The 25,507-nt window shown below is 71.8% G+C and carries 22 protein-coding genes; 12 read left to right on the plus strand and 10 right to left on the minus strand.

The genetic code is table 11. The annotated features are described in order from the left end of the window. Window positions 1–23: 23 nt before the first annotated feature. Window positions 24–1,028 carry a class 1 fructose-bisphosphatase gene (locus HNQ70_RS17695; protein ID WP_183970249.1) on the minus strand — a complete coding sequence of 335 codons (1,005 nt, stop codon included), beginning with the start codon at window positions 1,026–1,028 and terminating at the stop codon, window positions 24–26. 36 nt (window positions 1,029–1,064) lie between these two features. Further along, the gene (gene pepN, locus HNQ70_RS17700; RefSeq protein ID WP_183970251.1) at window positions 1,065–3,791 is read right to left on the minus strand and encodes an aminopeptidase N; all 2,727 of its coding nucleotides are present in this window, start codon (window positions 3,789–3,791) and stop codon (window positions 1,065–1,067) included. Window positions 3,792–3,803: 12 nt separating this feature from the next. Here pepN and HNQ70_RS17705 point away from each other — a divergent pair, with 12 nt between their 5' ends. The 4 genes from HNQ70_RS17705 (at window position 3,804) to HNQ70_RS17720 (ending at window position 10,868) form a co-directional block, all read left to right on the plus strand. After that, window positions 3,804–4,430, plus strand: a complete 627-nt coding sequence (locus tag HNQ70_RS17705; protein WP_183970253.1) for a DUF4136 domain-containing protein — start codon at window positions 3,804–3,806, stop codon at window positions 4,428–4,430. A 206-nt stretch (window positions 4,431–4,636) separates the two neighbouring features. After that, the gene (locus tag HNQ70_RS17710; protein WP_183970255.1) at window positions 4,637–8,161 is read left to right on the plus strand and encodes a pyruvate carboxylase; all 3,525 of its coding nucleotides are present in this window, start codon (window positions 4,637–4,639) and stop codon (window positions 8,159–8,161) included. A 205-nt stretch (window positions 8,162–8,366) separates the two neighbouring features. After that, complete coding sequence (locus HNQ70_RS17715) at window positions 8,367–10,298, plus strand: M48 family metalloprotease (protein ID WP_183970257.1); 1,932 nt, start codon at window positions 8,367–8,369, stop codon at window positions 10,296–10,298. Between the two features lie 21 nt (window positions 10,299–10,319). Beyond that, window positions 10,320–10,868, plus strand: coding sequence for a flavin reductase (locus HNQ70_RS17720; protein ID WP_183970259.1), 549 nt, complete (start codon window positions 10,320–10,322; stop codon window positions 10,866–10,868). Between the two features lie 13 nt (window positions 10,869–10,881). Here the strand turns inward: HNQ70_RS17720 and HNQ70_RS17725 are convergent, their stop codons facing one another. Genes HNQ70_RS17725 through HNQ70_RS17735 form a run of 3 tightly spaced genes read right to left on the minus strand, consistent with a single transcriptional unit; the run spans window position 10,882 to window position 13,731 of the window. Continuing rightward, window positions 10,882–12,081, minus strand: a complete 1,200-nt coding sequence (locus HNQ70_RS17725) for an MFS transporter (protein ID WP_183970261.1) — start codon at window positions 12,079–12,081, stop codon at window positions 10,882–10,884. Continuing rightward, a complete protein-coding gene (locus HNQ70_RS17730) occupies window positions 12,078–13,097 on the minus strand; it encodes an SLAC1 anion channel family protein (protein ID WP_183970263.1) in 1,020 nt (339 codons plus the stop codon). The genes HNQ70_RS17725 and HNQ70_RS17730 overlap by 4 nt, the downstream gene beginning before the upstream one ends. Window positions 13,098–13,152: 55 nt before the next feature. After that, complete coding sequence (locus tag HNQ70_RS17735) at window positions 13,153–13,731, minus strand: TMEM165/GDT1 family protein (protein WP_183970265.1); 579 nt, start codon at window positions 13,729–13,731, stop codon at window positions 13,153–13,155. A 242-nt stretch (window positions 13,732–13,973) separates the two neighbouring features. Between HNQ70_RS17735 and HNQ70_RS17740 the strand changes: the two genes are divergently transcribed. Then, complete coding sequence (locus HNQ70_RS17740) at window positions 13,974–14,264, plus strand: hypothetical protein (protein ID WP_183970267.1); 291 nt, start codon at window positions 13,974–13,976, stop codon at window positions 14,262–14,264. A gap of 84 nt (window positions 14,265–14,348) precedes the next feature. On the opposite strand, the gene HNQ70_RS17745 is transcribed toward HNQ70_RS17740, so the two are convergent. Further along, the gene (locus HNQ70_RS17745) at window positions 14,349–16,064 is read right to left on the minus strand and encodes an AMP-binding protein (protein ID WP_183970269.1); all 1,716 of its coding nucleotides are present in this window, start codon (window positions 16,062–16,064) and stop codon (window positions 14,349–14,351) included. A gap of 152 nt (window positions 16,065–16,216) precedes the next feature. Between HNQ70_RS17745 and trxC the strand changes: the two genes are divergently transcribed. The 4 genes from trxC to HNQ70_RS17765 all read left to right on the plus strand — a co-directional run bounded on the left by trxC (window position 16,217) and on the right by HNQ70_RS17765 (window position 19,498). After that, window positions 16,217–16,657 (plus strand): thioredoxin TrxC, encoded by a 441-nt coding sequence (trxC, locus tag HNQ70_RS17750; protein ID WP_183970271.1) that lies wholly within the window; start codon window positions 16,217–16,219, stop codon window positions 16,655–16,657. 254 nt (window positions 16,658–16,911) lie between these two features. After that, a complete protein-coding gene (locus HNQ70_RS17755; RefSeq protein WP_183970273.1) occupies window positions 16,912–17,760 on the plus strand; it encodes an acyl-CoA thioesterase in 849 nt (282 codons plus the stop codon). An 11-nt stretch (window positions 17,761–17,771) separates the two neighbouring features. Further along, window positions 17,772–19,133 carry an acyclic terpene utilization AtuA family protein gene (locus tag HNQ70_RS17760; RefSeq protein ID WP_183970275.1) on the plus strand — a complete coding sequence of 454 codons (1,362 nt, stop codon included), beginning with the start codon at window positions 17,772–17,774 and terminating at the stop codon, window positions 19,131–19,133. Window positions 19,134–19,135: 2 nt separating this feature from the next. Next, the gene (locus HNQ70_RS17765; protein ID WP_183970277.1) at window positions 19,136–19,498 is read left to right on the plus strand and encodes an AtuA-related protein; all 363 of its coding nucleotides are present in this window, start codon (window positions 19,136–19,138) and stop codon (window positions 19,496–19,498) included. Window positions 19,499–19,526: 28 nt separating this feature from the next. Here HNQ70_RS17765 and HNQ70_RS17770 read toward each other — a convergent pair whose 3' ends face one another. Further along, a complete protein-coding gene (locus HNQ70_RS17770; protein ID WP_183970279.1) occupies window positions 19,527–20,156 on the minus strand; it encodes a CHRD domain-containing protein in 630 nt (209 codons plus the stop codon). Window positions 20,157–20,414: 258 nt separating this feature from the next. Beyond that, a complete protein-coding gene (locus tag HNQ70_RS17775) occupies window positions 20,415–20,798 on the minus strand; it encodes a VanZ family protein (RefSeq protein WP_183970281.1) in 384 nt (127 codons plus the stop codon). Window positions 20,799–21,018: 220 nt separating this feature from the next. Between HNQ70_RS17775 and HNQ70_RS17780 the strand changes: the two genes are divergently transcribed. Together HNQ70_RS17780 and HNQ70_RS17785 are read left to right on the plus strand one after the other, a co-directional pair. Next, window positions 21,019–21,996: an NAD(P)H-dependent flavin oxidoreductase gene (locus HNQ70_RS17780; protein ID WP_183970283.1), complete on the plus strand. Its 978-nt coding sequence runs from the start codon at window positions 21,019–21,021 to the stop codon at window positions 21,994–21,996. Window positions 21,997–22,003: 7 nt separating this feature from the next. After that, window positions 22,004–23,044 (plus strand): polysaccharide pyruvyl transferase family protein, encoded by a 1,041-nt coding sequence (locus tag HNQ70_RS17785; protein WP_183970285.1) that lies wholly within the window; start codon window positions 22,004–22,006, stop codon window positions 23,042–23,044. A gap of 85 nt (window positions 23,045–23,129) precedes the next feature. Here the strand turns inward: HNQ70_RS17785 and HNQ70_RS17790 are convergent, their stop codons facing one another. Beyond that, on the minus strand, window positions 23,130–23,558 hold the full coding sequence (locus tag HNQ70_RS17790; protein ID WP_183970287.1) for a BLUF domain-containing protein: 429 nt from the start codon (window positions 23,556–23,558) through the stop codon (window positions 23,130–23,132). 11 nt (window positions 23,559–23,569) lie between these two features. Next, a complete protein-coding gene (folE, locus tag HNQ70_RS17795; RefSeq protein WP_183970289.1) occupies window positions 23,570–24,295 on the minus strand; it encodes a GTP cyclohydrolase I in 726 nt (241 codons plus the stop codon). A 338-nt stretch (window positions 24,296–24,633) separates the two neighbouring features. Between folE and HNQ70_RS17800 the strand changes: the two genes are divergently transcribed. Next, complete coding sequence (locus HNQ70_RS17800) at window positions 24,634–25,413, plus strand: VOC family protein (protein WP_183970291.1); 780 nt, start codon at window positions 24,634–24,636, stop codon at window positions 25,411–25,413. Window positions 25,414–25,507 lie beyond the last annotated feature (94 nt).

The raw sequence follows: 25,507 nt of genomic DNA on the forward strand, positions 1-25,507 counted from the left end.
CCGCCCGGCGTTCGCCGCGCGCGTCAACCCTGCAGATGGTAGGCGGTGACCCGCTCCACCTCGTTCTTCGAGCCCAGGAAGACCGGCACCCGCTGGTGCAGCGCGCTGGGGCGAACCTCGAGCATGCGCCCGGCGCCGTCGGTGACCGCGCCGCCTGCCTGCTCGACCAGGAAGGCCATCGGGTTGGCCTCGTACAGCAGGCGCAGCTTGCCGGCCTTGTCCGGCTCGCGCTTGTCGCGCGGGTACATGAAGATGCCGCCGCGGGTCATGATGCGGTGCACGTCGGACACCATCGACGCCACCCAGCGCATGTTGAAGTCCTTGCCGCGTGGGCCGTCCTTGCCGGCCAGCAGTTCGTCGACGTAGCGGCGCACCGGCGGCTCCCAGTGACGCATGTTCGACGCGTTGATCGCGAACTCCTTCGTGTCCTCGGGGATCCGCATGTTGGTCTCGGTGAGCCACCAGCTGCCGGTCTCGCGCTCCATGGTGAAGCAGGCCACGCCGTCGCCCACCGTGAGCACCAGCAGCGTCGACGGTCCGTAGACCGCGTAGCCGGCGGCCAGTTGCCGGTAGCCGGCCTGCAGGAAGTGCTTCTCCTCGGGCTCGTCGGCTCCCTCGGGCATCCGCAGCACCGAGAAGATGGTGCCGATCGACACGTTGACGTCGATGTTGGACGAGCCGTCGAGCGGATCGAACAGCAGCAGGAACTCGCCCCGCGGATAGCGGTTCGGGATCTCGTAGGGATGGTCCAGCTCCTCGGATGCCATTGCGGCGAGGTGGCCGCCCCACTCGTTGGCCTCGAGCAGCGTGTCGTTGGCGATCACGTCGAGCTTCTTCTGCGCCTCGCCCTGCACGTTCTCCGAGCCCGCCTCGCCGAGGATGTCCGACAGCGCGCCCTTGCCGACCGCGTAGCTGATGCGCTTGCAGGCGCGCGCGACCACTTCCAGCAGCAGCCGCAGCTCGCCGGGGATGATGCCCATCTCGCGCTGCTTCTCGATCAGGTACTGGGTGAGGCTGATTCTCGACATCGGTTCTCTCCTGTGAATTCGTGTTTCGCGCTGCCGCTAGGCCGCCAGTGCCTTGCCGACGATCTCGCGCACGTCGCCGGACAGTCCTTCGCGGCCGGCCAGCGTCTCCAGCGCGCTGCGCATCGCCGCCTGGCGCTCGGGCGTGAACTTGCGCCAGCGGTCCAGCGCGCGCGCGATGCGCGCCGCCACCTGCGGGTTCAGCGCGTCCAGCGCGGCCACCTGCTCGGCCCAGAAGGCGTAGCCGCTGCCGTCGGTCGCATGGAACTCGGCGAGGTTGCCGCTGCAGAAGCTGCCGACCAGCGCGCGCACCCGGTTGGGGTTGCGGATCGAGAAGGCGGGATGCGACATCAGCGCGCGCACCCGCTCCAGCACCGGCGGCTCGCCCGGCGCGCGATGCATCGTCGCCTGGATCGTCAGCCACTTGTCCATCGCCAGCGGCTCGTCGCCGAACTCGGTGGCGAAGGCGGCCAGCGCCGCATCGCGCTGCGGAGCGGCGCCCGAGACCAGTGCCTGCAGGGCCGCCTGCCGGTCGGTCATGTTGTCGGCGCTGGCGAACTGTGTGGCCGCGGCTTCGCGGGCCTCGGCGGCGCCGGCGAGCACCCAGTAGCCGAGTGCGACGTTCTTCAGCGCGCGGCGCGCGGCCGCGGTGCGGTCGGCGCGCCAGGGGCCCTGGTCGCCCATGCGCGCGAAGGCGCCGCGCCAGTCGGCCTCCAGCTCGCTGGCCAGCCGCATGCGCAGCGCGTCGCGCACCGCGCGCAGGCGGGCCGGGTCGACCACCGCCAGCTGCTCTGCGATCACCCCTTCGCCGGGAAGGGTGAGCACCAGCTCCCGGAAGGCCGGGTCGAGGGTCTCGTCGCCGAGGCTTCGCCGCAGGGCCTCGACCAGCGTCGACGCAGCCCGCGCAGGGTCGTCGCCGTCGAGCGTGCGCAGCACCGCGCCCACCGCCAGGCGCTGCGTCGCCTCCCAGCGGTTGAACGGGTCACTGTCATGGGCCGCGAGGAAGGCCAGCTCGCGGTCCTCGTAGCGGTAATCGACGATCACCGGCGCGGAGAAGTCGCGCAGCAGCGAGGGAACGACGGGCGCGTCGACGTCGACGAAGACGAAGGACTGCCGCTGTCCCGTGAGCTCGAGCACCAGGGTGCCCGGCGCCTGCGCGGCCGAGCCCTCCGGCGCGGCCTGGGCGGTCGGCGTGCCGGCCAGCCGCAGCGGCAGGTCCCGGCCCTGTGCGTCGAGCAGCCCCACCGCCAGCGGCACGTGCAGCACCGGCATCCGGCCCGAAGCGTCGGGCGGGCTGGCCTGCGCCACCTCCAGCGTGAAGCTGCGCGCCGCTGGATCGTGCCGGCCGGTGATCGCCAGCCGGGGCGTCCCGGCCTGCGCGTACCAGCGCGAGAACTGCGCGAGGTCGCGGCCGTTGGCGTCGGCGACCGCGGCGACGAAATCGTCGCAGGTGACGGCCTGGCCGTCGTGGCGCTGGAAGTAGAGGTCCATGCCGCGCCGGAAGCCGTCGCGGCCGACCAGCGTCTGCAGCATACGGATCACCTCGGCGCCCTTCTCGTAGACGGTCACCGTGTAGAAGTTGTTGATCTCCTGGTACGCGTCCGGGCGGATCGGGTGCGCCATCGGGCCGGCGTCCTCCGGGAACTGGGCGGCGCGCAGCAGGCGCACGTCCTCGATCCGCTTGACCGCCCGCGCGCTGGCCGCCGCCGCGGGCGAGTCGCTCTCGGCGGCCATCCGGTCCGCGGAGAACTCCTGGTCGCGGAACACGGTGAGCCCTTCCTTGAGGGTGAGCTGGAACCAGTCGCGGCACGTGACCCGGTTGCCGGTCCAGTTGTGGAAATACTCGTGGCCGACCACCGACTCCACGTTGGCGAAGTCGACGTCGGTGGCCAGCCGGGGCGTGGCAAAGACATACTTGGTGTTGAAGACGTTGAGCCCCTTGTTCTCCATCGCCCCCATGTTGAAGTCGCCGACGGCGACGATCATGAAGCGGTCGAGGTCGAGCTCGAGGCCGAAGCGTTCCTCGTCCCAGCGGATCGCCTCCACCAGCGACTGCATCGCATGGCCGGTGCGGTCCTCGTTGCCGGGCTCCACCCACACCTGCAGCAGCACCTCGCGGCCCGAGCGGGTCTTCAGGCTGCGCTCGGTGGCCGCCAGCCGGCCGGCCACCACCGCGAACAGGTAGCTGGGCTTGGGGAAGGGGTCGTCCCACACCGCGTAGTGGCGGGCGGCGCCGTCGGCCGCCGCAGGGATGTCGCCCTGGTCGACCAGGTTGCCGTTGGACAGCAGCACCGGGAAGCGTTCGCGGTCGGCGCGCAGCGTCACCCGGTAGCGGGCCATCACGTCCGGGCGATCCTGGAACCAGGTGATGCGCCGGAAGCCCTCGGCCTCGCACTGCGTGAAGAAGTTGCCGTTGGATACGTACAGGCCCATCAGCGCGGTGTTGGCCTCGGGAGCGATCGCGGTGACCACGCGCAGCTCGAATTCCTCGGGCAGCGCCCGGGTGACCGACAGCTGCGCCGGGCCGCAGTCGTACTCGCCGTCGCGCAGCGGCGTGCCGTCCACCGCGATCTCCAGCAGCTCCAGCGACTCGCCGTCCAGGACCAGCGGCCCGGCGCCGGCGGCCGGGTTGCGCCGGTAGCGGGTGGTCGCGGTGACCACAGTGCGCCGGGGGTCGAGCTCGAACTCGAGCCCGATGCGTTCGGCGAGCCATGACGGCGGCGTATAGTCGAGGCGATGGATGGTGCGAGTCGGGTCCATGTCCATGGGAGATTCCGCGTGTCGGTGCTGGATTCTAAGCGTTCGGGGCGCGCGCTCCTGATCGGCGCGGTGCTGGCTGCAGCGCTGCTGGCCGGCGGCTGCGCGAGCACGGTGGACAGCCGCTTCACCGCCTATCACGCCTGGCCGGCGGACGCCGCCCAGCGCAGCTTCCGCTTCCTGCCGCCGCCGCAGCGCGCCGCCAGCCTGGAGCAGGCGGCGCACGAGGCGCTGGCGCGCCCGGAGCTGCAGCGCGCGGGGTTCACCGAGTCGCCGCAGGGGCGGTTCGGCGTCACGCTGCTGTTCACCGAGGCGCACGAGGTCCGGCGGGTGCTGGAACCCGCCACCGTCAGTCCGTGGTTTGGCTGGGGCGGCTGGTCGGGCAGCTGGTCCGGCTGGGGAATCGGGGCGGTGATCCCGTTCGGCTGGCCGCCGGTGCGTGACGAGTCCTGGTTCCGCCGCACCCTGAAGCTGGAGATCGATGACCTCTCGGTGCGCCCGCCCAGGCGCGTCTACGAAGTCACCGCGGTCAGCGAGGATCTCGGCGCCGATCCCGCCGTGGTGCTGCCGGTGATGCTGCGCCAGGTGCTGCAGGACTTCCCCGGCGTCTCGGCCCAGCCTCGGCGCGCGAGTACGCCGCTGCCCTGATCGCCGCCGCGGGCCGCTCCTGAAAGCGGAGCGGGCGATGCGGTGCAATGGCCACGGGGCCGATATCATTCGAGGTTTCCGCGTTTGCCGCGTCGGCTGCGATCGTTTACGCTGCAGCGCAGCATTCGCAGTGCAGATCTGCAGCGCTTTCGCGCGCTCCGCGCCCTGCACCTGCCTGCCGTCCGAAGCCCGTTCTGGAGTCCCTGATGCCCCGTATCCATACGCTGCTCGTCGCCAACCGCTCGGAGATCGCGATCCGCGTGATGCGCGCCGCCGCCGAGCTCGGCATTCGCACGGTGGCGATCTATTCGAACGAGGATCGCTTCTCGCTGCACCGGTTCAAGTCCGACGAGAGCTACCTGGTGGGCGAGGGCAAGAAGCCGCTGCAGGCCTATCTCGACATCGACGACATCATCCGCATCGCCAAGCTGGCCAAGGTCGATGCCATCCATCCGGGCTACGGCTTCCTGTCCGAGAACCCCGACCTGGCGCGCGCCTGCGCGAAGGCGGGCATCGCCTTCATCGGTCCGTCGCCCGAGGTGATGACCACGCTCGGCAACAAGGTGTCGGCGCGCAACGCAGCGGTGGCCGCCGGCGTGCCGGTGATGCCCGCGACCACGCCGCTGCCCAAGACGGCCCTCGCCGAGGACGCGAGTCCGGAGCAGGTGGAGGCGGCCCGCGTGGCGGACCTCGCCGCGGCCAAGGCGATGGCGGCGCAGGTCGGCTACCCGCTGATGCTCAAGGCGAGCTGGGGCGGCGGCGGGCGCGGCATGCGCGTGATCGAGGCCGAGGGCGACCTGGACGTCCAGCTCGACGCGGCGCGCCGCGAGGCCGGCGCCGCGTTCGGCAACGACGAGGTCTACCTCGAGAAGCTGGTGCGCCGCGCCCATCACGTCGAGGTGCAGGTGCTGGGCGACCGGCACGGCAACGTGGTGCACCTGTTCGAGCGCGACTGCTCGGTGCAGCGGCGCAACCAGAAGGTGGTCGAGCGGGCGCCCGCGCCCTACCTCGATGCCGCGCGCCGCGAGGCCCTGTGCGAGTCCGCGCTGCGCCTGGCGCGTGCGGTCGGCTACACGCACGCGGGCACCGTCGAGTTCCTGATGGACTCCGATACCGGCGAGTTCTACTTCATCGAGGTGAACCCCCGGATCCAGGTCGAGCACACGGTCACCGAGGAGGTCACCGGAATCGACATCGTCAGGGCGCAGATCCGCGTCACCGAGGGCGCGCGGATCGGCGACCCCGACGGCCCCTGCCCGGCGCAGCAGGACATCCGTCTCAACGGCCACGCGCTGCAGTGCCGCGTCACCACCGAGGATCCCGAGAACGGCTTCACGCCCGACTACGGCCGCATCACCGCCTACCGCAGCGCTGCCGGTTTCGGCCTGCGGCTCGACGGCGGCACTGCCTATTCCGGCGCGGTGATAACGCCCTACTACGATTCGCTGCTGGTGAAGGTCACTGCCTGGGCCTCGACCGCCCCCGATGCGATCCGGCGGATGGATCGCGCGCTGCGCGAGTTCCGGATCCGCGGCGTGGCGACGAATCTGCAGTTCGTCGAGAACGTGATCAACCATCCCAAGTTCACCGCCGGCACGGTCACCACGCGCTTCATCGACGAGACCCCCGAGCTGTTCCGCTTCCCGAAGCGGCGCGACCGCGCCACCCGGCTGCTGCGCTACATAGGCGATGTTGCGGTCAACGGTCATCCGGACATGAAGGGCCGCAGCAAGCCCGACCTCTCGCATGCGCACCTGATCCTGCCGCAGGCCGACCTGACCGCGCCCGCGCCGGCCGGCACCCGCACCGTCTTCAAGGAGCTGGGCGCGGAGAAGTTCTCGCGCTGGATGCTCGACCAGCAGCGGGTGCTGCTCACCGACACCACGATGCGCGATGCGCACCAGTCGCTGTTCGCGACCCGCATGCGCAGCATCGACATGCTGCGCGTGGCGCCGCACTACGCGCGGCTGCTGCCGGGGCTGTTCTCGATGGAGTGCTGGGGCGGCGCCACCTTCGACGTCTCGATGCGCTTCCTCAAGGAAGATCCCTGGGCGCGCCTGGCGGGTCTGCGCAGCGCGATGCCGAACACCATGCTGCAGATGCTGCTGCGCGGATCGAACGCGGTCGGCTACACCAACTACGCGGACAACGTGGTGCGCTTCTTCGTGCGCCAGGCAGCCGAGAACGGCGTCGACATCTTCCGGGTATTCGACTCTCTGAACTGGGTCGAGAACATGCGCGTGGCGATCGACGCGGTGGTCGAGTCCGGCGCGCTGTGCGAGGGCGCGGTCTGCTACACCGCCGACCTCTTCGACACGAGCCGCAAGTACGACCTCAAGTACTACGTCGGCATCGCGCGCCAGCTGCAGAAGGCTGGCGTGCATGTGCTGGGCATCAAGGACATGGCCGGACTGGCGCGCCCGCGCGCCATCGCTGCGCTGGTGCGCGCGCTCAAGGAGGAGACCGGGCTGCCGGTGCACTTCCACACGCACGACACCAGCGGCGCGGCGGCGGCCTCGGTGCTCGCGGCGATCGATGCCGGCGTCGACGCGGTCGACGGCGCCCTCGACTCGATGAGCGGCCTGACCTCGCAGCCCAACCTGAGCGCGGTGGTCGCGGCGCTGGCCGGCGATCCGCGCGATCCCTGCCGCAACGGCGATTCGCCGTCCGGCGTCGACCTCGCTGCGATGCAGTCGATCTCGCATTACTGGGAGGGCGTGCGCAAGCTGTACGTGCCCTTCGAGTCGGACATCCGCTCCGGCACCGCCGACGTCTACAAGCACGAGATGCCGGGCGGGCAGTACACCAACCTGCGTGAGCAGGCGCGCGCGATGGGCCTGGAGCATCGCTGGCCCGAGGTGTCCGAGGCCTACGCCCAGGTCAACCAGCTGTTCGGGGACATCGTCAAGGTCACGCCCACCTCCAAGGTGGTCGGCGACCTGGCGCTGTCGATGGTGGCCAACGACCTGGCGCCCAAGGACATCGTCGACCCGAAGCGCGAAGTCGCCTTCCCCGAGTCGGTGGTGTCGCTGTTCCGCGGCGAGCTGGGCTTCCCGCCCGACGGCTTCCCGGCGGAGCTTTCGCGCAAGGTGCTCAAGGCCGAGCCGCCGGCGCCCTACCGCCCGGGCGACACCATTCCCGAGGTCGACCTCGAGGCGGCGCGCCGCGATGCCGAGAAGGCGGTCGACCACCAGGTTTCGGACACCGACCTGGCCTCGTTCCTGATGTATCCGAAGGTCTATCGCGAGTATCGCGAGCACCGCCGCCACTACGGCGACGTCGCCGTGCTGCCCACGGAATCGTTCTTCTACGGGATGGTGGAGCGCGACGAGGTCGGCATCGAGATCGATCCGGGCAAGACCCTGGTGGTGCGCCTGCAGGGCGTTGCGCCGGTCGACGAGGATGGCGTGGTGAGGCTGTTCTTCGAGCTCAACGGCCAGCCGCGCACGGTGCGGGTCGAGAAGGCGGGCGCAAAGACCGCGCCGAAGAAGCCGCAGGCCGAGCCGGGCAACCCCAATCACGTGCCGGCGCCGATGCCGGGCATGGTGGTGACGGTGTCCGTCAAGGCCGGGCAGGCGGTCAAGGCCGGCGACCCGCTGGTGTCGCTGGAGGCGATGAAGATGGAGACGCAGATCCGGGCCGAGTGCGACGGCACGGTGAAGTCGGTCCACGTGCGCCCCGGCGAAACCATCGCCGCGCACGACCTGCTGCTCGACTACGCGTCGAAGTAGCAGCTCGACCCGGGGCCGGCGCAGCGCCGGCGTCGCGACCCCTGGCCGGCCCTGCGCCGGCCTCGCGCCGGCGCCCCTCGGCGCGCGCCCCTCCGCGCCCGTGCCACCCATACGCCCGCGCGCACCGTTCGGCCCGCGCCTTTTGACCCGGCAGGACCCCGTTTCCAGAATGACGGGAAGCGGTTCCACCCAGCCGGATCGATACTTGAGATTCTTCGCACGCCAGGTCGAGGCAACGCGCAGCGGCCGTCGTCTGCGGCATCGCTTCGCCTTGACTGCCACGATGGCCTCCGCGTTCGCGGGGGTTCTGGTCGCTCTTGTCGTGTCGGCGCTTGCGCCCTCGGCCTCGCCGACGGTGCTGGCGCTGGCAGCGGGTGTGTCGGCGGCGCTGGCCCTTGCGCTTGCCATGGCAGAGGTGCTGCGCCAGCGGCGCCGGCTGGCCGATGGCGGCATCGCAGTGGCGCGCCTGCTGGGCGCGCGCGCGGTGGTGCCGGATCCGATCGATCCCGCCGAGCGCCGGCTCTGCGACGTGGCCCGCGAGATCGCGATCGCCGCGGGCACCCAGGTGCCGATGCTCTGCCTGCTCGACGCCGACACCTCGATCAACGCCTGCGCCGCTGGCCGCACGCCGGGCGATGCGGTCGTCATTTTCACCCGGGGGGCGGTCGAGCAGATGTCCCGGGAGGAGCTCCAGGGGGTGTTCGCGCATGTCCTCGCGCACATCCTGCACGGCGACGTCCGGCCTGCCTTCGCGCTCGGCGAGTTCGCCGGCGGCCTGCGCAGCGCCTACGACGCGGGCCTTGTCCTGCTGCGTACTCCGGCCGGCGCTGCGCGGGCCCAGGGGCCGGCGCGCAGGCGCCGCGCCCGGCAGGGGCTGCTTCGCGCAGTCGGGCTGCTGCTGGCCGGCGCCGGCAGCCTCGGGATGCTCGCGGCGCTCTCGATGCAGGCCGGGGCGGCTCGGCGCCGCGCACTGAGGGCCGACGCCACCGCCATCCGGATCACGCGGGTGCCCGAGGCGCTGGCGAGCGCGCTGCGCAAGGCCCAGCGGCCCGCGCCGGCGGCGGCGCGTTTCGCCCCGCCTGCGGCGGGCGGTGCCACGGGTGCGGACGCTGCCACGATGCGGGCGCTGACCGCGCACGGCTGGTTCGTCTCGCCCGAGCGGCGGGCGCGCCCTTTCGTCACCCATCCGCCGATCCCGGAGCGCATCCGGCGCATCGCTGGACGCAGCCTGCTGGCCAACGCGCCGATGCACTCCGGGCCGGTCAGCGATCGCTGGCCGCTGCGCTGGCACGTCGCCGCGGCAGCGGTCCGGCGGCCGGCCGAAGCCCGCGCGGTCGCGCTCGCGCTGCTCGCCCCGGGCCGTGCGGCGGAGCTGAGGTTGCCGGGCGCGCGGGACGTCTTCGCGATCGCGCCCGACACGCTTCCGTCGGCAGCGCGCCAGGCGCTGCTGGAGCTCGCTGCCGCCACCCTGCGCAACGAGCCGCCGCAGGCCCGCACGGAGCTGCTGCGCGAAGCGCGCCGGCTGGTCGAGGCGGATGCGCGCGTGACCCTGCTCGAGTTCGTCTTCTATCTGACGATGGTCGACCGGATCGGCGAGGGCAGCGGCATTGCCCGGGCTCGCATCGGCGCGGTTGCCCGGCTCAGGGCGCGCAGGCTGCGCGACTGGGCGGGGCAGGGGCTGGTCCGCTGGCGCCGCACGCAGGGCGGCGCGGGCGAGCCGGTGGACGCCTCGGCGGCCCTGGCGCTGCTGATCCGGGCGGCGCTCGACTGGCATCGTTCGCGGCTGCCGCGCTCGCTGCGTTCGCTGACCCGCGCCTTCGAGCGCGCCAGCGCCTACTGGGGCTGGTCGCTGTGGTCGCCGCCGGGCGCGCTGGACGCAAGGGAACTGATCGCAGCGATCCGCGTGATCGCCCTGCTGCAGACGCTCGACCAGGCGCGCGCGGTCAAGGCCCTGGCTGCGGCCCTGCTCGGCGATCGCAACACCCATCCCGATGCGCGCGCGGCGCAGGCGGCAGTGCTGCGCGCGCTGTGCTTCGCCTGGGGCGTGCCGCTGCCTCCGTCACGCGGGCGAGTCTCGAAACGCGAGTCGGGCGATGCGTTTGCGGGCACCCCCACGCTTGTGTATCTTGACGCCTGAAATCTCAGGCTTCGACACTCGGTGGACGCTGACTCCCCACACCCGTTCCGCCGGCTCCCGTCCTTCTCATCGCACCCGGCCTCCGACGCCAGGCACCTGCGCGCGTGCCTGGGCAGCTTCGCCACGGGCGTGACCGTCGTCACTGCCCTGTCGGGCGACGGCCGTCCCGTGGGCCTGACGGTCAACAGCTTCAATTCGCTGTCGCTCGAGCCTGCGCTGGTGCTCTGGAGCCTGGGGGCGCGATCGCGCAGCCTCGACACCTTTCTCGCCGCCCGGCGTTTCGCGGTGAACGTGCTGTCGGCCGGCCAGCTTGGGCTGGCGCGGCGCTTCTCGCGTTCCGGCATCGACCGCTTCGCAGGCGTCGCCTCGCACACCGGGATCGACGGCGTGCCGCTGATCGAAGGCGCGCTGGCCTGGTTCGAGTGCGAAACCCGCACCCATCACCGGCACGGCGACCACGTCCTGTTTATCGGCGAGGTGCTGCGCTGCGCGCGGGTTCCCGGCCAGGGGCTGGTCTTCCAGCAGGGCGAGTTCCGGTCCACCTGCGCGGCGCACGACCCGCCCGAGTGAGACCCGCGGCGCGTCAGCGGTGCGGCAGCCGATCGGCCCGGATCGACAGCCACAGGCCGGCGGCAAGCACCGCAGCGCCAAGCCAGCCGAGCAGCGCGTAGCCGGACGCAGCGATCGCCAGACCGCCGATGCCGGCGCCGATCGTCTGGCCTGCGTACATGCCGGCCGAGTTCAGCGCGATCGAGGCCGACGCTAGCCCCGGCGCCGAGCCCGCGAGGCGGGCCTGCTGCGCGGAGTTCGACGCGAAGGCGCCGAAGCCCCAGAAGGCCATCGACAGTACGATCACCGGCCAGGGCAGCGCGAGGCTTGCCGCCACCGACCACAGCAGCATCCCGATCAGCATCGAGACCATCGCCTCGTTGGCCGCGCGGTCGGGGCCGGTGCGGCCGATGCGGCGCACCAGCCGCGTGCTGCCGATCACGCCGAACACGCCGTTGACCGCCATGAATGCTGCCAGAACCGTCGGCGACGCGCCGGTGCTGGCGCGCAGGCTCGGCGCGATGTAGGCCATGACGATGAACTGGCCGCTGGCCATCACCAGGGTGGCTCCCAGCAGCATGGTCAGGCGGCGGCTGCGGGCCACCTGCAGCCAGGAGGCAGGGCTCAGCTTGGGCACGGTGAGGCCGCGCGGCACCACCCGCGCGATCCACACGGCTGCGATCGCCGACAGCACGGCCACCAGCACGAAGCCGCCCCGCCAGTGGAGGTGACCCGCGATCAGGCTGCCCAGCGGCATTCCGGCCACCGATGCGAGCGACCAGCCGAGGAAGATGGTCGTCAGCGCATGGCCGCGCCGTTCCGGCGGCACCATCAGGCCGATGGTGGCAGCCGCCTGCGGCGTGAAGATCGCCGCGCCCAGCACGCTCAGCGGGCGCAGCACCGCCAGCGTCGCGTAGTCGGGCGCGAAGGCGCAGGCGGCATGCCCGACGCAGTAGATGGCCATCGAGAAGAGCAGCAGGCGGCGGCGGTCGATGTGCGAGGTGAAGGCCGCGGTCAGCGGCGCGCCGATGCACATCACCAGCGCCGCCAGGCCGAGCAGTTGCCCGGCGGTCGGCACCGACACCTGCAGGCTCTCGGCGAGCTGGTTCAGCATCCCCGGCACGATCATCACGCCGACGCCGATGACGAAGTTGCCGAACAGGAAGGCGGCAGAGGCTGCGCGCTCGGAGACGTGCCCTTCGGCGGCCGGCGCTTCGTGCGCCGGCGTGCTCATTTCGACGGGCCGGGAGCGACCGAGATGGTCGCCACCGGCTCGGGGGCCAGCAGGGTGCCGGCGCGCAGCCCCTTGACCGTGGCCAGCGTCAGCCCGGCCAGCACGACCGAGCTGATCGCGAGCAGGATCGACGCGATGTTGCCCAGCGCCGGGGCGGCGTCCTCGGCAAGCCGCAGCGTCAGCACGGTCAGCGCCGCCAGCGGGAAGGAGACCGACCAGGCGGGCATCGCGAACTGCTGGCGCGCGATCGTGGGCACCCGCGTGGCCGAGGCGAACGCAAACACCGCGGCCACGCCCAGCGGGGCCAGCGCCGCCATTTCGGGCGCGCCCAGCGCCAGCGCCGCGCTGCCCGCCACCGCCGGTGGCGCGATGGTGATGAACCACGAGGCCTGCAGCCGGTCGGGCAGCGGCTGCAGCACCTTGCGCACCAGCACCATCGCGGTCACCACCGGCCAGAAGAAGGCGCCGATGCCGAAGAAGAACCAGGACATCGCCGGCCATCCCAGCGGCTCGCCCGCCAGCGGCGCCAGCAGGTTGCCGACGACGGGGATGTACAGCACCGGCGTGATCGCCGGCCACACCAGCTTCCCGGAGAGCCAGCGCGAAACCACCCAGGCGGTGACGCAGGCCTGCAGGGCCAGGCCGGCCAGCCAGAGCGTGACGGTGGCGGCGCCGGGTCCGTAGAAGGCCACCCCGAGCGTCGCCAGCAGCAGCATCGACACCGGCAGCGCGGCAACGAAGGCATGGCGGACCGGGTGGGCAAGGTCTTCGGCCAGCGCGCCGGGATGGCGCAGCGCGCGCAGCACGCTCGCCGCCAGCACCACCAGGAACACGCTCAGCGCGACCAGCCCGCAGCCCAGCGCCACCGCGTCGGCGGCGGACCCGAAGCGGTCGCCCGCTTGCTGCCAGGCCAGCGCGAGGCCGGACCAGCCCATCACCGGAGCGAACCACTGCGGCCCGAGGTGGGCCAGGGGAGGGGCGTCATGGGACTGGCCGGACGGTTTGCGGGCGGTCATCGGGAACTCCATGTGCTTCGTCGGGTCGGAAACCGCGTCGTGGCGGCGCGCGACATCAGGACAGCAGGGCGTCAGCGCCGCCCAGCAGCGTGACCACGCCGAGGACTGCGAACACCACCGCAGCCACGCCGTGGACCAGCCGCACCGGCATCCGCTCGGCGATGCGCCCGCCGAGCAGCACCGCCGGCACGTTGGCCAGCATCATTCCGAGCGTGGTGCCCAGCACCACCAGCACGAACTCTCCGTACCGAGCCGCCAGCGCCACCGTGGCGACCTGGGTCTTGTCGCCCATCTCGGCCAGGAAGAAGGCAACCAGCGTGGCGCCGAAAACCCCCAGCCGGGGCAGCTGCCCGTCCGCGTCGGCGTCGAGCTTGTCGGGCACCAGGATCCAGGCGGCCATCAGGATGAAGGAGACGCCCAGCACCCAGCGCAGCGCCTCCGGACCCATCCAGGCGGTGACCAGGGTGCCGAGCGCGCCGGCCAGCGCATGGTTCAGCAGCGTTGCGACCAGGATTCCCAGGACGATCGGCAGCGGCTTGCGGAAGCGGGCGGCGAGCAGGAACGAGAGCAGCTGGGTCTTGTCGCCGATCTCGGCGAGCGCGACGATGCCGGTCGATACTAGAAAGGATTCCAATGATGGCTCCGAGGGGGCTCGAGGGGGGCTTCGAGGCGGCCCTCCTAGAGGGCGGCCCCGACGGCGGCCGGCCGGCCGGCCCGGAATCTGTATGAACGGGCGGCCCGGGACCGGCAAAACCCGCCATTCTATCGGCCCGCAGGGGTTTGATGAGGCGGGCGCTTCGGGACCACAATCGGTCTCGCCCCGGCCGGTTCGCGGCCGGGGCCCAGGGCACCGACCCTCGAAGGGAGGACGTTCCGATGAGCAAGCCCATTCCCACCACACCCGCCGGATTCGACACGACGCGGATCATCGAGCGCCCGGACGGATTCTGGTGGCAGCCGATCGAAGGCGGGCGCGAGCACGGCCCCTTCGAGACCCTCCTCGAAGCGGTGGCCGACATGGAGCGCAGCGACGACGGCTGGGAGGCCGGCGGGGACGAGTCGGATGCGGTGCGCGAGGCCGAGGACCTGCTGGGCGTGCCCGCCTGGGTGGATCCGGATACCGGCCACCTCGCCGACGACGAACGCACCCGCACCGAGGATCACTGACGGGCGGGTTTGCGGACGGGCGGACGCCCGCCGTCCGCCGCGCTCAGCGGCGCGCTGTTCGGCGGCGCCTTCCAGCGTCCGGGGTCATTCGCGCAGTTCGCGGCGAAGCACCTTGCCCACCGGCGACTTCGGCAGGTCCTCGCGGAACTCGATGTGCCGCGGCTGCTTGTAGCCGGTGAGCTGGGCGCGGCACAGCGCGCGCAGGTCCTGCTCGGACAGCGCCGGATCCCGCCGCACCACGAACAGCTTCACCGCCTCTCCGGTGGCCTCATCCGGCACGCCGATCGCCGCGCATTCCAGCACACCTGGGTGGGAGGACACCACCGTCTCGATCTCGCTGGGAAAGACGTTGAAGCCGGAGACCAGGATCATGTCCTTCTTCCTGTCCACGATCCGGAACCAGCCGCGCGCGTCCATCGTGCCGATGTCGCCGGTGCGGAAGAAGCTGTCCGCGGTGAACGCGCGTGCGGTCTCGTCGGGCCGTCCGTAGTAGCCGGGCATCACGTTGGGTCCGCGAATGCAGAGCTCGCCCGGCGCGTCCGGCGGCAGCTCCCTGCCCTCGTCGTCCAGCACCCGCATCTCGATCGACGGCAGGGGGATGCCGATGCCGCCGGTGTGCGAGGCCACGTTGGCCGGGTTGTTGGTGCCGATTGCCGCAGTCTCAGACAGACCCCAGCCCTCCTGCACCACGCAGCCGGTGAGCGCCTGCCAGCGGTCGGCCACCGACTGCTGGGTGGCCATGCCGCCGGCCTGCGTGAAGATCAGCCTCGAGAAGTCGAGCCGGCGGAAATCCTCGTTGGCCATCAGACCGTTGAACAGGGTGTTCAGGCCCGGGACGGCGTGGAAGGGACGCTTGCGCAACTCGGCGACGAAGCCCGGGATGTCGCGCGGATTGGGGATCAGCAGCAGGCAGTTGCCCATCCGGATCGAGGGCAGGCAAAGGGCCCCCAGGCCGTAGATGTGATAAAGCGGCATCGCGGTGACCAGGGTGAGCCCGCTGCTGGGCACCTTCTTCAGGCCCGCGGCGACCTCGATGGAGGCGCAGATCTGCATCATCGCCGCCACCAGGTTGCGATGGGTGAGCATCGCGCCCTTGGACACCCCGGTGGTGCCGCCGGTGTACTGCAGCAGCGCGAGGTCGGCGCCGGTGCGCGCCACCGGCTCGAAGCGGTGGCGCCGCCCCTGCGCGAGCGCCTCGTTGAAGCGCACCGAACCCGGCAGCGAGAACGGCGGCACCAGCTTGCGCACCCGTCGCACCACGTGGTTGACGAGCGCGCCCTTGACGAAGCCGTGCAGGTCGCCCATCGCGGCCACGACCACGTGGCGCACCTGCGTGCCGGCGAGCGCCTGCTGCGCGGTGTGACCGAAGTTCTCGAGCACCACCAGCACCTCCGCGCCCGAGTCGGTCAGCTGGTGGGCCAGTTCGCGCGGCGTGTACAGCGGATTGACCGGCACCGCCACGCAGCCGGCGCGCAGCGTGCCCACGATCGCCACCGGGAACTGCAGGACGTTGGGCAGCATGACCGCCACCCTTGCGCCGGGGGCGACGCCCTGCTGGCGCAGCCAGGCCCCGAAGGCGTTCGACAGCGTCTCCAGCTCCTGGAAGCGCATGGTGCGATCCATGCAGACCGCGAAGTCGCGCTGCGCATGGGCGCGGAAGCCCTCCTCGAAGAGCTCGCCCAGCGAAGGGTAGGCGTCGGCGTCGATTTCGGCGGGCAGGCCCTCCGGGTAAGAGGCCAGCCAGGGGCGCCCGGCGGCAGCAGGCTCGGGCGGAGCCGTGGCCAGGGTGGGTTCGGTCATCGTGTCTCCTGTGTCGTGTCGGCCGGCGCTCTGCGGCGCCTGCGCTCCCCGGGGTCGGCCGCCGGGGGCGCCGTCAGCATAGCGCGGGCATGCCGGCTTGACTTCCGCGGGCTTGCCCCGATATCGACTGCAAATCCGATGGAGTCCCCCACATGGAACTGGTCTGCCCCCACTGCGACGCGGTCAACCGCGTGCCCCAGGAGCGCGTCGACGACCTGCCGGTCTGCGGCCGCTGCGGCGGCCCCCTGCTCGACGGCCGGCCGCTGGCGCTTGACGAGGCCCATTTCGAGCGCTTCGTCTCGCGCAACGAGCTGCCGGTGCTGGTGGACTTCTGGGCCGAGTGGTGCGGCCCCTGTCGGGCGATGGCGCCCCAGTTCGAGGAGGCGGCCAGGGCGATGAAGGGCAGGGTGCTGTTCGCCAAGGTGGACACCGAGGCGGCGCAGGGCGTGTCCGCGCGGCTGCGCATCCGCAGCATCCCGACGCTGGCGCTCTTCGCCGGCGGCCGCGAACTGGCCCGGGTGAGCGGCGCGATGCCGGCCCGGGACCTGGTGCGCTGGGTGGAGCAGCAGCTGGCGGCGCAGCCGGGCGGCTGAGCCCGGCTGCGTGCCGGAAACGTCGACGCCGGTCGCCGGCGGCGGGCGCGTGCGGCGCGCAGCCGGCGCCCGCGCAGTACCATCGGCGCTCCGCCTCGAAGCCCCCGCGCCGCGCAAACTGCGAGCAAACGACGAGCAGGCCGGCCGTGCCCCGCGTGAATCTCCGTGCGCCGATGCAAGGCGCCGCACGCCAGCCGGAGCCCGCCTGACGCCAGCCATACGCAGGGGTCGTCGGCATCCTTCCTTCTTCCGACATGCATTCTTCCGACATCCTGGCCGACCCCGCCCACCTCCCGCAGGCAGGCGCGGCGCATCCCTTCGACCAAGCCATCCGTCTCGAGGCTGCCGGCGAAGGCCGGCTGCGCGGCGCCACCCATCCCGAGTACTGGAACCAGGTCGGACCCTTCGGCGGCATCACCGCCGCGGTCATGCTCGAGTCGGTGCTGCGCCAGCCGCAGCGCCTGGGCGACCCGCTGTCGCTGACCGTCAACTACGCGGGGCCGGTGCGCGAGGGCGGCTACGTCATCGAGACGAAGCTGGTGCGCTCGAACCGCACCACGCAGCACTGGTCGATGGAGCTGGTGCAGGGCCCGGATCGCGAAGTGGCGATCAGCGCGATCGCGGTCTTCGCGCTGCGCCGCGACACCTACTCGCTGACCGAGGCCAGCCCGCCGCCGGCGCCGCCGGCCGACCAGTGCCACCGGGTGCGCGGGCGCACCGACCTGCCCTGGCTCGCGCACTACGATATGCGCTACGTGCGCGGCAAGCCGATGCACGAGAACGAGGACAGCGTCACCCACCTGTGGGTGGGCGACCTGCCGCCGCGTCCGCTGGACTTCGCGTCGCTGGCCGCGATCTGCGACGTGTTCTTCCCGCGGCTCTACCTGCGGCGGCCGAAGTTCGTGCCGATCGGCACGGTGTCGCTGAACGTCTACTTCCATCGCAGCGGCGAGGCGATCGCCCGGCACGGCGCGCACCACGTGCTCGCCACCGCGCACGGCCAGGTCGTGTCGGCGGGCTTCTTCGACCAGCAGGGACAGATCTGGTCGCACGACGGCGACCTGCTCGCCACCACCCACCAGATCGTCTGGTTCAAGGAATAGGAGGACCGTATATGGCCGCCGACAAGGTGATCCGCATCGGTTCCGGCGCTGCCTGGTGGGGCGACCGCGTCGAGCCCGCCGCGCTGAACGCGGAGCAGGGCGACCTCGACTACCTGTGCTTCGAGACGATGGCCGAGGCCACGGTGTCGGCCGCCCAGGTCCGGGCGCGCCGCGATCCGAGCTTCCCCGGCTACGACAGCTACCTGGATGACCGGATGCGCGCGGTACTGCCGGCCTGCATGCGCCGCGGCACCCGCATCGTCTCCAACCAGGGCTGGATCAACCCCGACGGCGCAGCGCAGCGCATCGTCCACTGGCTGCGCGAGTTCGGCTTCCACGGCGTGCGCGTGGCGGCGGTCAACGGCAGCCTGATCACCGACCGTGTGCTGGAGCTCACCGACCGCATCCTGGAGAACGGCGCGCCGACGGCCTCGCTGGCGCCGACGCTGATCTCGGCCGAGGCCTACCTCGGCGCCGAGCCGATCGTCCAGGCCCTGCGGGAGGGCGCGCAGATCGTGGTCACCGGCCGGGTCGCCGACCCGTCGGTGTTCCTCGCGCCGATGATGCACGAGTTCGGCTGGGATCCGCTGGACCACGCCCGGCTTGGCGCGGGCAGCGGCATCGGCCACCTGCTGGAGTGCGGCGCCCAGGTCACTGGCGGCTACTTCTCCGACCCCGGCTTCAAGGACGTCCCCGAGCCCTGGAACTTCGGCTTCCCGATCGCGGAGGTGTCCGCCGACGGCAGCGCGGTGTTCGGCAAGGTGGCGGGCACCGGCGGCGCGATCACGCTGCAGACCGTCAAGGAGCAGATGCTCTACGAGGTGCACGACCCGGCGAACTACATCACGCCGGACGTGGTCGTCGACTTCACCACCGCGCGGCTGGAGCAGGTCGGGCCCGACCGGGTGCGGGTCTCGGGCATCGGCGGCAAGCCGCGCACGCCCACGCTCAAGGTGTCGATCGGCTGCACCGAGGGCTTCATCGGCGAGGACATGTTCTTCTACGCCGGCCCGGGCGCGCTGCGCCGCGCGCGGCTCGCGAAGCGCATCCTCGAGGAGCGTTTTCGCATCGTGAAGCTCGACGCGGAGGAGGTGCGCATCGACTTCCTCGGCCTGAACGCGATCCACGGCGAGGCCACGCCGCCGGACGCGCCCGAGCCCTACGAGGTGGCGGTGCGGGTCGCGGCGCGCACCCGCACGCGGGAGGACGCGGCCAAGGTGGGCCGCGAGGTCGACGGCATGGCGGTCTCGGGCGTGGCGCACACCGGCAAGCGGGTGCCGCACCAGGACCGCACCCGCGAGATCATCGGCGTCTGGTCCTCACTGGTGCCGCGCGAGAAGGTGCCGGCCACCGTCACGTACTTCGAGAGCTGATCATGCGCGTCCCCCTGCAGCACCTGGCCCACGCGCGCTCCGGCGACAAGGGCGACACCTCCAACATCGCGGTGTTCGCCTACACCCCGGCGCTCTACGGGCTGCTGCGCGAGCAACTCACCGCCGAGCGCTTCAGGGCGCACTACCGCGGCGCCATCAAGGGTGAAGTGCTGCGTTACCCCTGCGACAACATCGAGGCGCTGAACTTCGTCTGCCACGGCGCGCTGGGCGGCGGCGTGTCGCGCAGCCTGTGCCTGGACAACTACGGCAAGGCGCTGTCCGCGGCCATTCTCGGTTTCGAGGTGGAGGTTCCCGAGGCGCTGGCGGGGGAGCTGCGCAACTGGCCGGAGAGCGGCGCGGGCTGAGCGCCGTTCCTGCCGGCCGCGGCTGCGTTCAGCCCGCGGGCGGGTCGGCGCGAAGTCCGCGCCGCCGTCCTGCGGCGCCCAGGAGCGCCGTTGCGCCCAGCGCGAACAAGGCCAGCGAACCGGGCTCCGGGACGCTCGAGGGCCGCAGGAAACCGCGGATCTCGCCCGCCAGAAACAGGTTGGTGTGGATGTTGAAGTAGGCCCTGCCTTCGGCCACGCCGGTGAACAGCGCGGCCGTGGCAGATCCGGGCGTTCCGCCGCTCGCCGTGAGGTAGGCGGGATTGAAGCTCGACGCCAGGGTCAGGTCGAAGGTCTCGTCGTAGCTGCCCGCGGTCACTCCGCTGGGGAATCCGGTAAACGTCGGTGTCGTCGTCGCGACGCCCGCGGTGCCGGTCATCGGAACCACGGTGCAGCAGTGGATGTGGGCAGCCGTGACCACGCCCAGCAGCCCGCTGAACTGCGCCTCGACGCGCATCGTCAACGCCGTGTCGTCATAGGTGACGGTGGCCCAGCCGGTGCCAGGCGAAGCGTTGGGCGGCTGCTCGTTCGGGCCCGACAGCGCAGCTTCGTAAACGAAGACCGCCGCGTGTGCGGCAGGGGTGGCGAGCAGCAAGGGGACCGTTGCCGCGAGCGCGGCGACCAGGGAACTCGGCTTCATGATCTTCCTCCAGGGGGCGGCTGCCCGGTCGGCCGTGTGCGCCGGGATTCGTCGGTGCTGCCCGGGAGCGCATGCACGAAGCGGGCCGCTGCAGAGCATTGGCTGCAATTTCAACGGCTTGCGTGCTTGCCGCGCAGGCGCCGGCCGCGCGGCTGTAAAGGGGGGCGACAGCGTTCGGCCGCTGCGCGGCCGGCAGCGGGGGCGGGCACCAGCCGTGACGGGATGGCTCGCCCGATCACGCTGCGCCGTCGTGCCCGCTCAAGCCCCGCGCCGCGTCCGGCGTGCAAGAGCCGTCATTGCGCCGAACACCAGCACCGCCGCCACCAGCCCCAGCACGTCGGCCAGCAGGTCGGCCCACTCGGGCTGACGCCAGCCGGTCATGCCCTGCAGCAGCTCGACCGCACCGCCGTAGGCGACCAGGCCGACAAGCACCGCGCCCTTGCGTTGCGGCCAGGCGAGCATTCCCAGCAGGCCCAGCGCCAGCCAGGCGAGCGCATGATCGGCCTTGTCCCAGCCGGTCTGCACCGGGGGCAGCGAGGACGGCGGCAGCAGCGAGAGGAGCAGCACCGCGGCCAGCGCGGCGATGAATCCGATGCGCAGGGCGAGCGTGCCCCGGTCGATGGAAGCGGACGGGTCGGGCATGGCGAGAGTCGATCGTGGGCGTGGGCGGATCGGAGGCGTGGGCGGATCGGAGGCGTGGGCGGATCGTGGGCGCGTGTCCGGAACGCAGCGCCCGGAACCGGGCCCGGGGCCCGGGGCAGGCCGCTGCGGTAGCATCACGGCGGAGCCCGGGTCCGGCACGCGCCAACGCAGCGCCGCGCCCGGGGGCGCGTTTCCCACAACGGATCACAGGGTAGAAGAAATGAAGACTCGCATCACCGAAATGCTCGGCATCGAACATCCCATCGTACAGGGCGGCATGCACTTCGTCGGCTTCGCCGAGCTCGCCGCGGCGGTGTCCAATGCCGGCGGCCTGGGCATCATCACCGGCCTGACGCAGAAGACCCCCGAGCTGCTGGCCAAGGAGATCGCGCGCTGCCGCGAGATGACCGACAAGCCCTTCGGCGTCAACCTCACCTTCCTGCCCACCTTCGCCACGCCCCCGTACCCGGAGTACATCCAGGCGATCATCGAGGGCGGCGTCAGGGCCGTCGAGACCGCGGGCCGCAACCCCGAGGCCTACATGGCGCAGATGAAGGCCGCCGGCATCAAGGTGATCCACAAGTGCACCTCGGTGCGCCACTCGCTGAAGGCCGAGGCGATCGGCTGCGACGCGGTCAGCGTCGACGGCTTCGAGTGCGGCGGCCATCCGGGCGAGGACGACGTGCCCAACTTCATCCTGCTGCCGCGCGCCGCCGAGGAACTGAAGATCCCCTTCATCGCCTCCGGCGGCATGGCCGACGGCCGCAGCCTGGTGGGCGCGCTGGCGCTGGGCGCCGAGGGCATCAACATGGGCACGCGCTTCATGGCCACGAAAGAGGCGCCGATCCACGAGAACGTGAAGAAGGCGATCGTTGCCGCCAGCGAACTCGACACGCGCCTGATCATGCGCAAGCTGCGCAACACCGAGCGGGTGCTGAACAACTCCGGCGTCGACCGCCTGCTGCAGATCGAGCGCGAGAAGGGCGACGCGCTGAAGATCGACGACATCGTCGACCAGGTCGCAGGCATCTACCCGAAGGTGATGATCGACGGCGACATGGAAGCGGGCGCCTGGAGCTGCGGCATGGTCGCGGGCCTGATCCACGATATCCCCAGCTGCAAGGAACTGGTCGACCGGATCATGTCGCAGGCCGACGAGATCATCAACAAGCGCCTGGCGGGCATGAGCCGCGGCTGATCCCGGCATGGCCGGCGTAGGCGCTGGCAGGGCGGGGCGGCCCGTCGTCCTGTTCGGCGCCTTCGACCGGCACAACTTCGGCGACCTGCTGTTCCCGCACCTGGCGGCGGCGATGCTGCTGCCGCCTGGCGAGGCCGCCCATGTCATCCCCTACCTGGAAGCACGGCCGGCGGTACGGCGCGCCTGGGTGCGCCGGACCATCGGCGCCGGCTCCGCCGTTCCCTTCCTGGCGCCGCGGGCACTGCTGCCGCCCGGCTCGCGCGTGCTCTACCACGCGGTCGGCGGCGTCGATCTCCCGCACTGCGCCGCTGCACTCCGCAGCCAGGCGGCAGCCCGGCTCGCTGAGGCCGACCTCGTCACGGTGCGCGACTCCCGGACACTTGCCTGGGCGCAGGCCGCAGGCGTCGACGCCCGCCTGGCGCCGGACGGTGCGCTGCTCGCCGCCCGTCTCTTCGGTCCGCGGATCCGCCGCCACGCCCTGCGGGGCGAGCTGGCGCGGCTGCGCGAAGCCGTCCCCGGCGGTTACCTGTCGGTGCAGTTCGCCGCCGAAGCGGGCGACGACGCCTCGCTGGATGCGCTGGCCGCGGTGCTGCGGCGCGTGGCGTCTGCCACCGGTCTCGGCATCGCCCTGTTCCGCGCGGGCATGGCGCCCTGGCATGACGAGCTTTCAGCACTGCACCGGCTGGCCTTGCGCCTGGCAGGGCTGCGCGTGCGGGTGTTCGAAGGCGCGGGTCTGTGGGACATCTGCGCGCTGATCGCGTCCAGCCGCGGCTACTTCGGCAGCAGCCTGCACGGGCGGATCCTGGCGATGGCCTTCGCGCTGCCGCGGGTGGGGCTGGAGCCTGGCAGCGCCCGGCGCCCGGGCAAGCACGCATCCTTCGCGCGCACATGGGAGCCGGCGCCGCTCGACCGTGTCGCTGACATCGACGCAGCCGGCGACGCCCTGCTGGCCGCGCTGGGCGAGGCTCCCGCGCTTCGCAGCCGTACGGCCCGCCGGCTCGCGGCGGAATGCGCGCGGGGCTACGCGGCGCTGTCCGCGGCCGCCTGAGCGGCGCGCGGCTGGCCCCGCCAGCGCATCCCGCGCCCGGGGGCGCAGCAGGCGAGCCGGCGCCGCGGCCGGAAAACGGCCAGCCTCAGCCGGCGCGCCCGACGATCTGCGCGGTCGCCACCAGCTCGCGCAGCAGCGCCAGCGAGGCCTGGCCCGACACCGCGAACGGGTCGAGCTGCGGCTTCTCCGAGTACTTGAGCAGCAGCGAGGGGTTGATGCGGTCGAGCCGCACATGGCCCATCGTCCAGCTGCCGAAGCGGCGCTCCGGAAGTTCCTCGTAATGCAGCAGCATCACCTGCCGGTGGCGCGGATCGCGCACGATCGCGTTGTAGAGCTCGTTGACCTGCGTGCGGCCGCCCTCGAGTACCTGCATGAAGACGTCGCCCGCGTGGCAGAGCACGCCGGTGATGCCGATGCCCGGGTTGCGGGCGAGCGACTGATGGAGGATGGAATCGATGGTCGCGGCAGTGACCGGCGAGGCGGCACGGCTCGCGTAGAGCAGGTGGACGAGCATCGGCGCTCTCCTCAGTCTTGGTTGCGCTTGAGCAGCGAGAGGAACTCGCGCCGCAGGTTCGCGTCCTTCAGGAAGGACCCGCGCATCACGCTGTTGATCATCTTCGACTCGGTGTCCTTCACGCCGCGCCAGTGCATGCAGAAGTGGTCGGCTTCCATCACGATCGCCAGCCCGTCGGGCTGCACGCGCTCCAGCAGCAGGTCGGCCAGCCGGGCCACCGCTTCTTCCTGGATCTGCGGGCGGCTCATGATCCAGTCGGCGAGCCGCGCGTACTTGGACAGGCCGATCAGGTTGGAGTGCTCGTTGGGCAGCAGCCCGACCCAGAGCCGGCCCATGATCGGGCACAGGTGGTGCGAGCAGGCGCTGCGGATGCGGATCGGCCCCACGATCATCAGCTCGTTGAGGCCCTCCACGTTGGGGAACTCCGTCACCGGCGGCATCCGTTCGTAGCGGCCGGCGAACACCTCGCGCAGGTACATCTTCGCCACCCGGCGCGCGGTTTCCTGCGTGTTGTGGTCGCTGTCGGTGTCGATGACGAGGCTGCGCAGCACCTCGAGCAGCTTCTCCTCGACTTCGGCCTGCAGCAGCGGCACCTCCTCCGGCTCGATGAAGTCGGCGATGTTGTCGTTGGCATGAAAGCGCACGCGGGCGGCCTGCAGGCGCTCGCGGATGCGCTGCGAAAGCGGCACGCCGGGATCCTCGTCGGATCGCTGCGCAGTCGGTATGGGGTCGGTCATGTCCTGCCCTGTCCAATGGTCCGGCGACATCGTAGAGGGTTTCGGGGCCGGCTGCCGGGGCGGGCGCAGGGCCGGCAGGGGAATCGGCACTCGCCGGCCGGCGCCCGCACGCGCGCGGCGTTCCGCGCCGGGGCCGAGCTTCGCCGCCAGCGCGGCCACGGGCGCCCGCGCGCGCGGCGTTCCGTTGCGGGTGCTGTCGACATCGACAAGCGCCGCCCGGCGCTCTACGGTGCAGGGACGTGCAATCCGCCCGGCCAGCCGCCGACGCGCACGAGCTCCTGCGCGCCGGACGGCAGCCGTCCGCCGGGGGCTCGGGCCGGGCCCACCGAGGATCCCCGATGCGCAGCTACCTGAACCTTCGACAGATCGCCCTCGCCGCGCCGGCGCTGCAGCCCGCGGAGGAGGCGGTGCGGGCGGTGTTCGGCCTGGAGGTCTGCCACCGCGATCCCGGGGTCGCCAAGTACGGGCTGGAGAACGCGCTGTTCGTCTTCGGGCACGCCTTCCTGGAGATCGTGGCGCCGACCCGCGAGGACACCGCCGCCGGCCGCTTCATCGAGCGCACGCGCGGCGTGGGCGGCTACATGGCGATCTTCGACTGCGACGATCCGCTGGCGCGCCGGGCCCGCGCCGAGCGGCTGGGCGTGCGCATCGCGCATGTTCTCGACTATCCGGGCTTCGTCGGTTCCCAGTTCCATCCGCGCGACTGCCGCGCCACCATGCTCGAATTCGATCACAGCGACGGCGGCGAAGACCTCGACGGCCCCTACTGGCCCGCGGGTCCGCACTGGCGCGATGCCCAGCGCCTGGACCGTGTGCAGGGCATCCCGCTGGTGGAGGTCGAGGGTCCGGACCCTGCGGGCCTGGCCGCGCATTGGTCGAGCCTGATGGATGTCCCCGTCAGCGACGACGCGGGCCGGCCCCGGCTGGACTTCGACCTGGGCGCGGTGCGCTTCGTGCCGGCGCCGGCCGGCGCCGTCGAGCACCTTGCCACCGCCTGCGTGCAGGTCGCCGACCCCGCGGCCGTGCTCGACGCGGCCGCGCGGCACGGGCTGCCTGCCGACGGCCCGGGCTTCCGGATCGCGGGCATGCGCTTCATTCCGGTGGCGTCCGCCCCCTGAATTTCGCTGCGGCGGGTCCCGGCCCGCCGCGGCCGCGTTGCCGGCTTCACGCCTGGACCACCCGGAGGCAGTTTCGCTGCCTCCGCAACCACGA

This window comes from Quisquiliibacterium transsilvanicum, assembly GCF_014202215.1.
Lineage (GTDB): Bacteria > Pseudomonadota > Gammaproteobacteria > Burkholderiales > Burkholderiaceae_E > Quisquiliibacterium > Quisquiliibacterium transsilvanicum.

Excerpts from the sequence above, each read along its gene's own strand:
- HNQ70_RS17695 (WP_183970249.1), bottom strand. The coding sequence starts at position 1,028 with ATGTCGAGAATCAGCCTCACCCAGTACCTGATCGAGAAGCAGCGCGAG.
- pepN (WP_183970251.1), bottom strand. The coding sequence starts at position 3,791 with ATGGACATGGACCCGACTCGCACCATCCATCGCCTCGACTATACGCCG.
- HNQ70_RS17710 (WP_183970255.1), top strand. The coding sequence starts at position 4,637 with ATGCCCCGTATCCATACGCTGCTCGTCGCCAACCGCTCGGAGATCGCG.
- HNQ70_RS17725 (WP_183970261.1), bottom strand. The coding sequence starts at position 12,081 with ATGAGCACGCCGGCGCACGAAGCGCCGGCCGCCGAAGGGCACGTCTCC.
- HNQ70_RS17730 (WP_183970263.1), bottom strand. The coding sequence starts at position 13,097 with ATGACCGCCCGCAAACCGTCCGGCCAGTCCCATGACGCCCCTCCCCTG.
- HNQ70_RS17740 (WP_183970267.1), top strand. The coding sequence starts at position 13,974 with ATGAGCAAGCCCATTCCCACCACACCCGCCGGATTCGACACGACGCGG.
- HNQ70_RS17745 (WP_183970269.1), bottom strand. The coding sequence starts at position 16,064 with ATGACCGAACCCACCCTGGCCACGGCTCCGCCCGAGCCTGCTGCCGCC.
- trxC (WP_183970271.1), top strand. The coding sequence starts at position 16,217 with ATGGAACTGGTCTGCCCCCACTGCGACGCGGTCAACCGCGTGCCCCAG.
- HNQ70_RS17755 (WP_183970273.1), top strand. The coding sequence starts at position 16,912 with ATGCATTCTTCCGACATCCTGGCCGACCCCGCCCACCTCCCGCAGGCA.
- HNQ70_RS17760 (WP_183970275.1), top strand. The coding sequence starts at position 17,772 with ATGGCCGCCGACAAGGTGATCCGCATCGGTTCCGGCGCTGCCTGGTGG.
- HNQ70_RS17765 (WP_183970277.1), top strand. The coding sequence starts at position 19,136 with ATGCGCGTCCCCCTGCAGCACCTGGCCCACGCGCGCTCCGGCGACAAG.
- HNQ70_RS17770 (WP_183970279.1), bottom strand. The coding sequence starts at position 20,156 with ATGAAGCCGAGTTCCCTGGTCGCCGCGCTCGCGGCAACGGTCCCCTTG.
- HNQ70_RS17775 (WP_183970281.1), bottom strand. The coding sequence starts at position 20,798 with ATGCCCGACCCGTCCGCTTCCATCGACCGGGGCACGCTCGCCCTGCGC.
- HNQ70_RS17780 (WP_183970283.1), top strand. The coding sequence starts at position 21,019 with ATGAAGACTCGCATCACCGAAATGCTCGGCATCGAACATCCCATCGTA.
- HNQ70_RS17785 (WP_183970285.1), top strand. The coding sequence starts at position 22,004 with ATGGCCGGCGTAGGCGCTGGCAGGGCGGGGCGGCCCGTCGTCCTGTTC.
- HNQ70_RS17790 (WP_183970287.1), bottom strand. The coding sequence starts at position 23,558 with ATGCTCGTCCACCTGCTCTACGCGAGCCGTGCCGCCTCGCCGGTCACT.
- folE (WP_183970289.1), bottom strand. The coding sequence starts at position 24,295 with ATGACCGACCCCATACCGACTGCGCAGCGATCCGACGAGGATCCCGGC.
- HNQ70_RS17800 (WP_183970291.1), top strand. The coding sequence starts at position 24,634 with ATGCGCAGCTACCTGAACCTTCGACAGATCGCCCTCGCCGCGCCGGCG.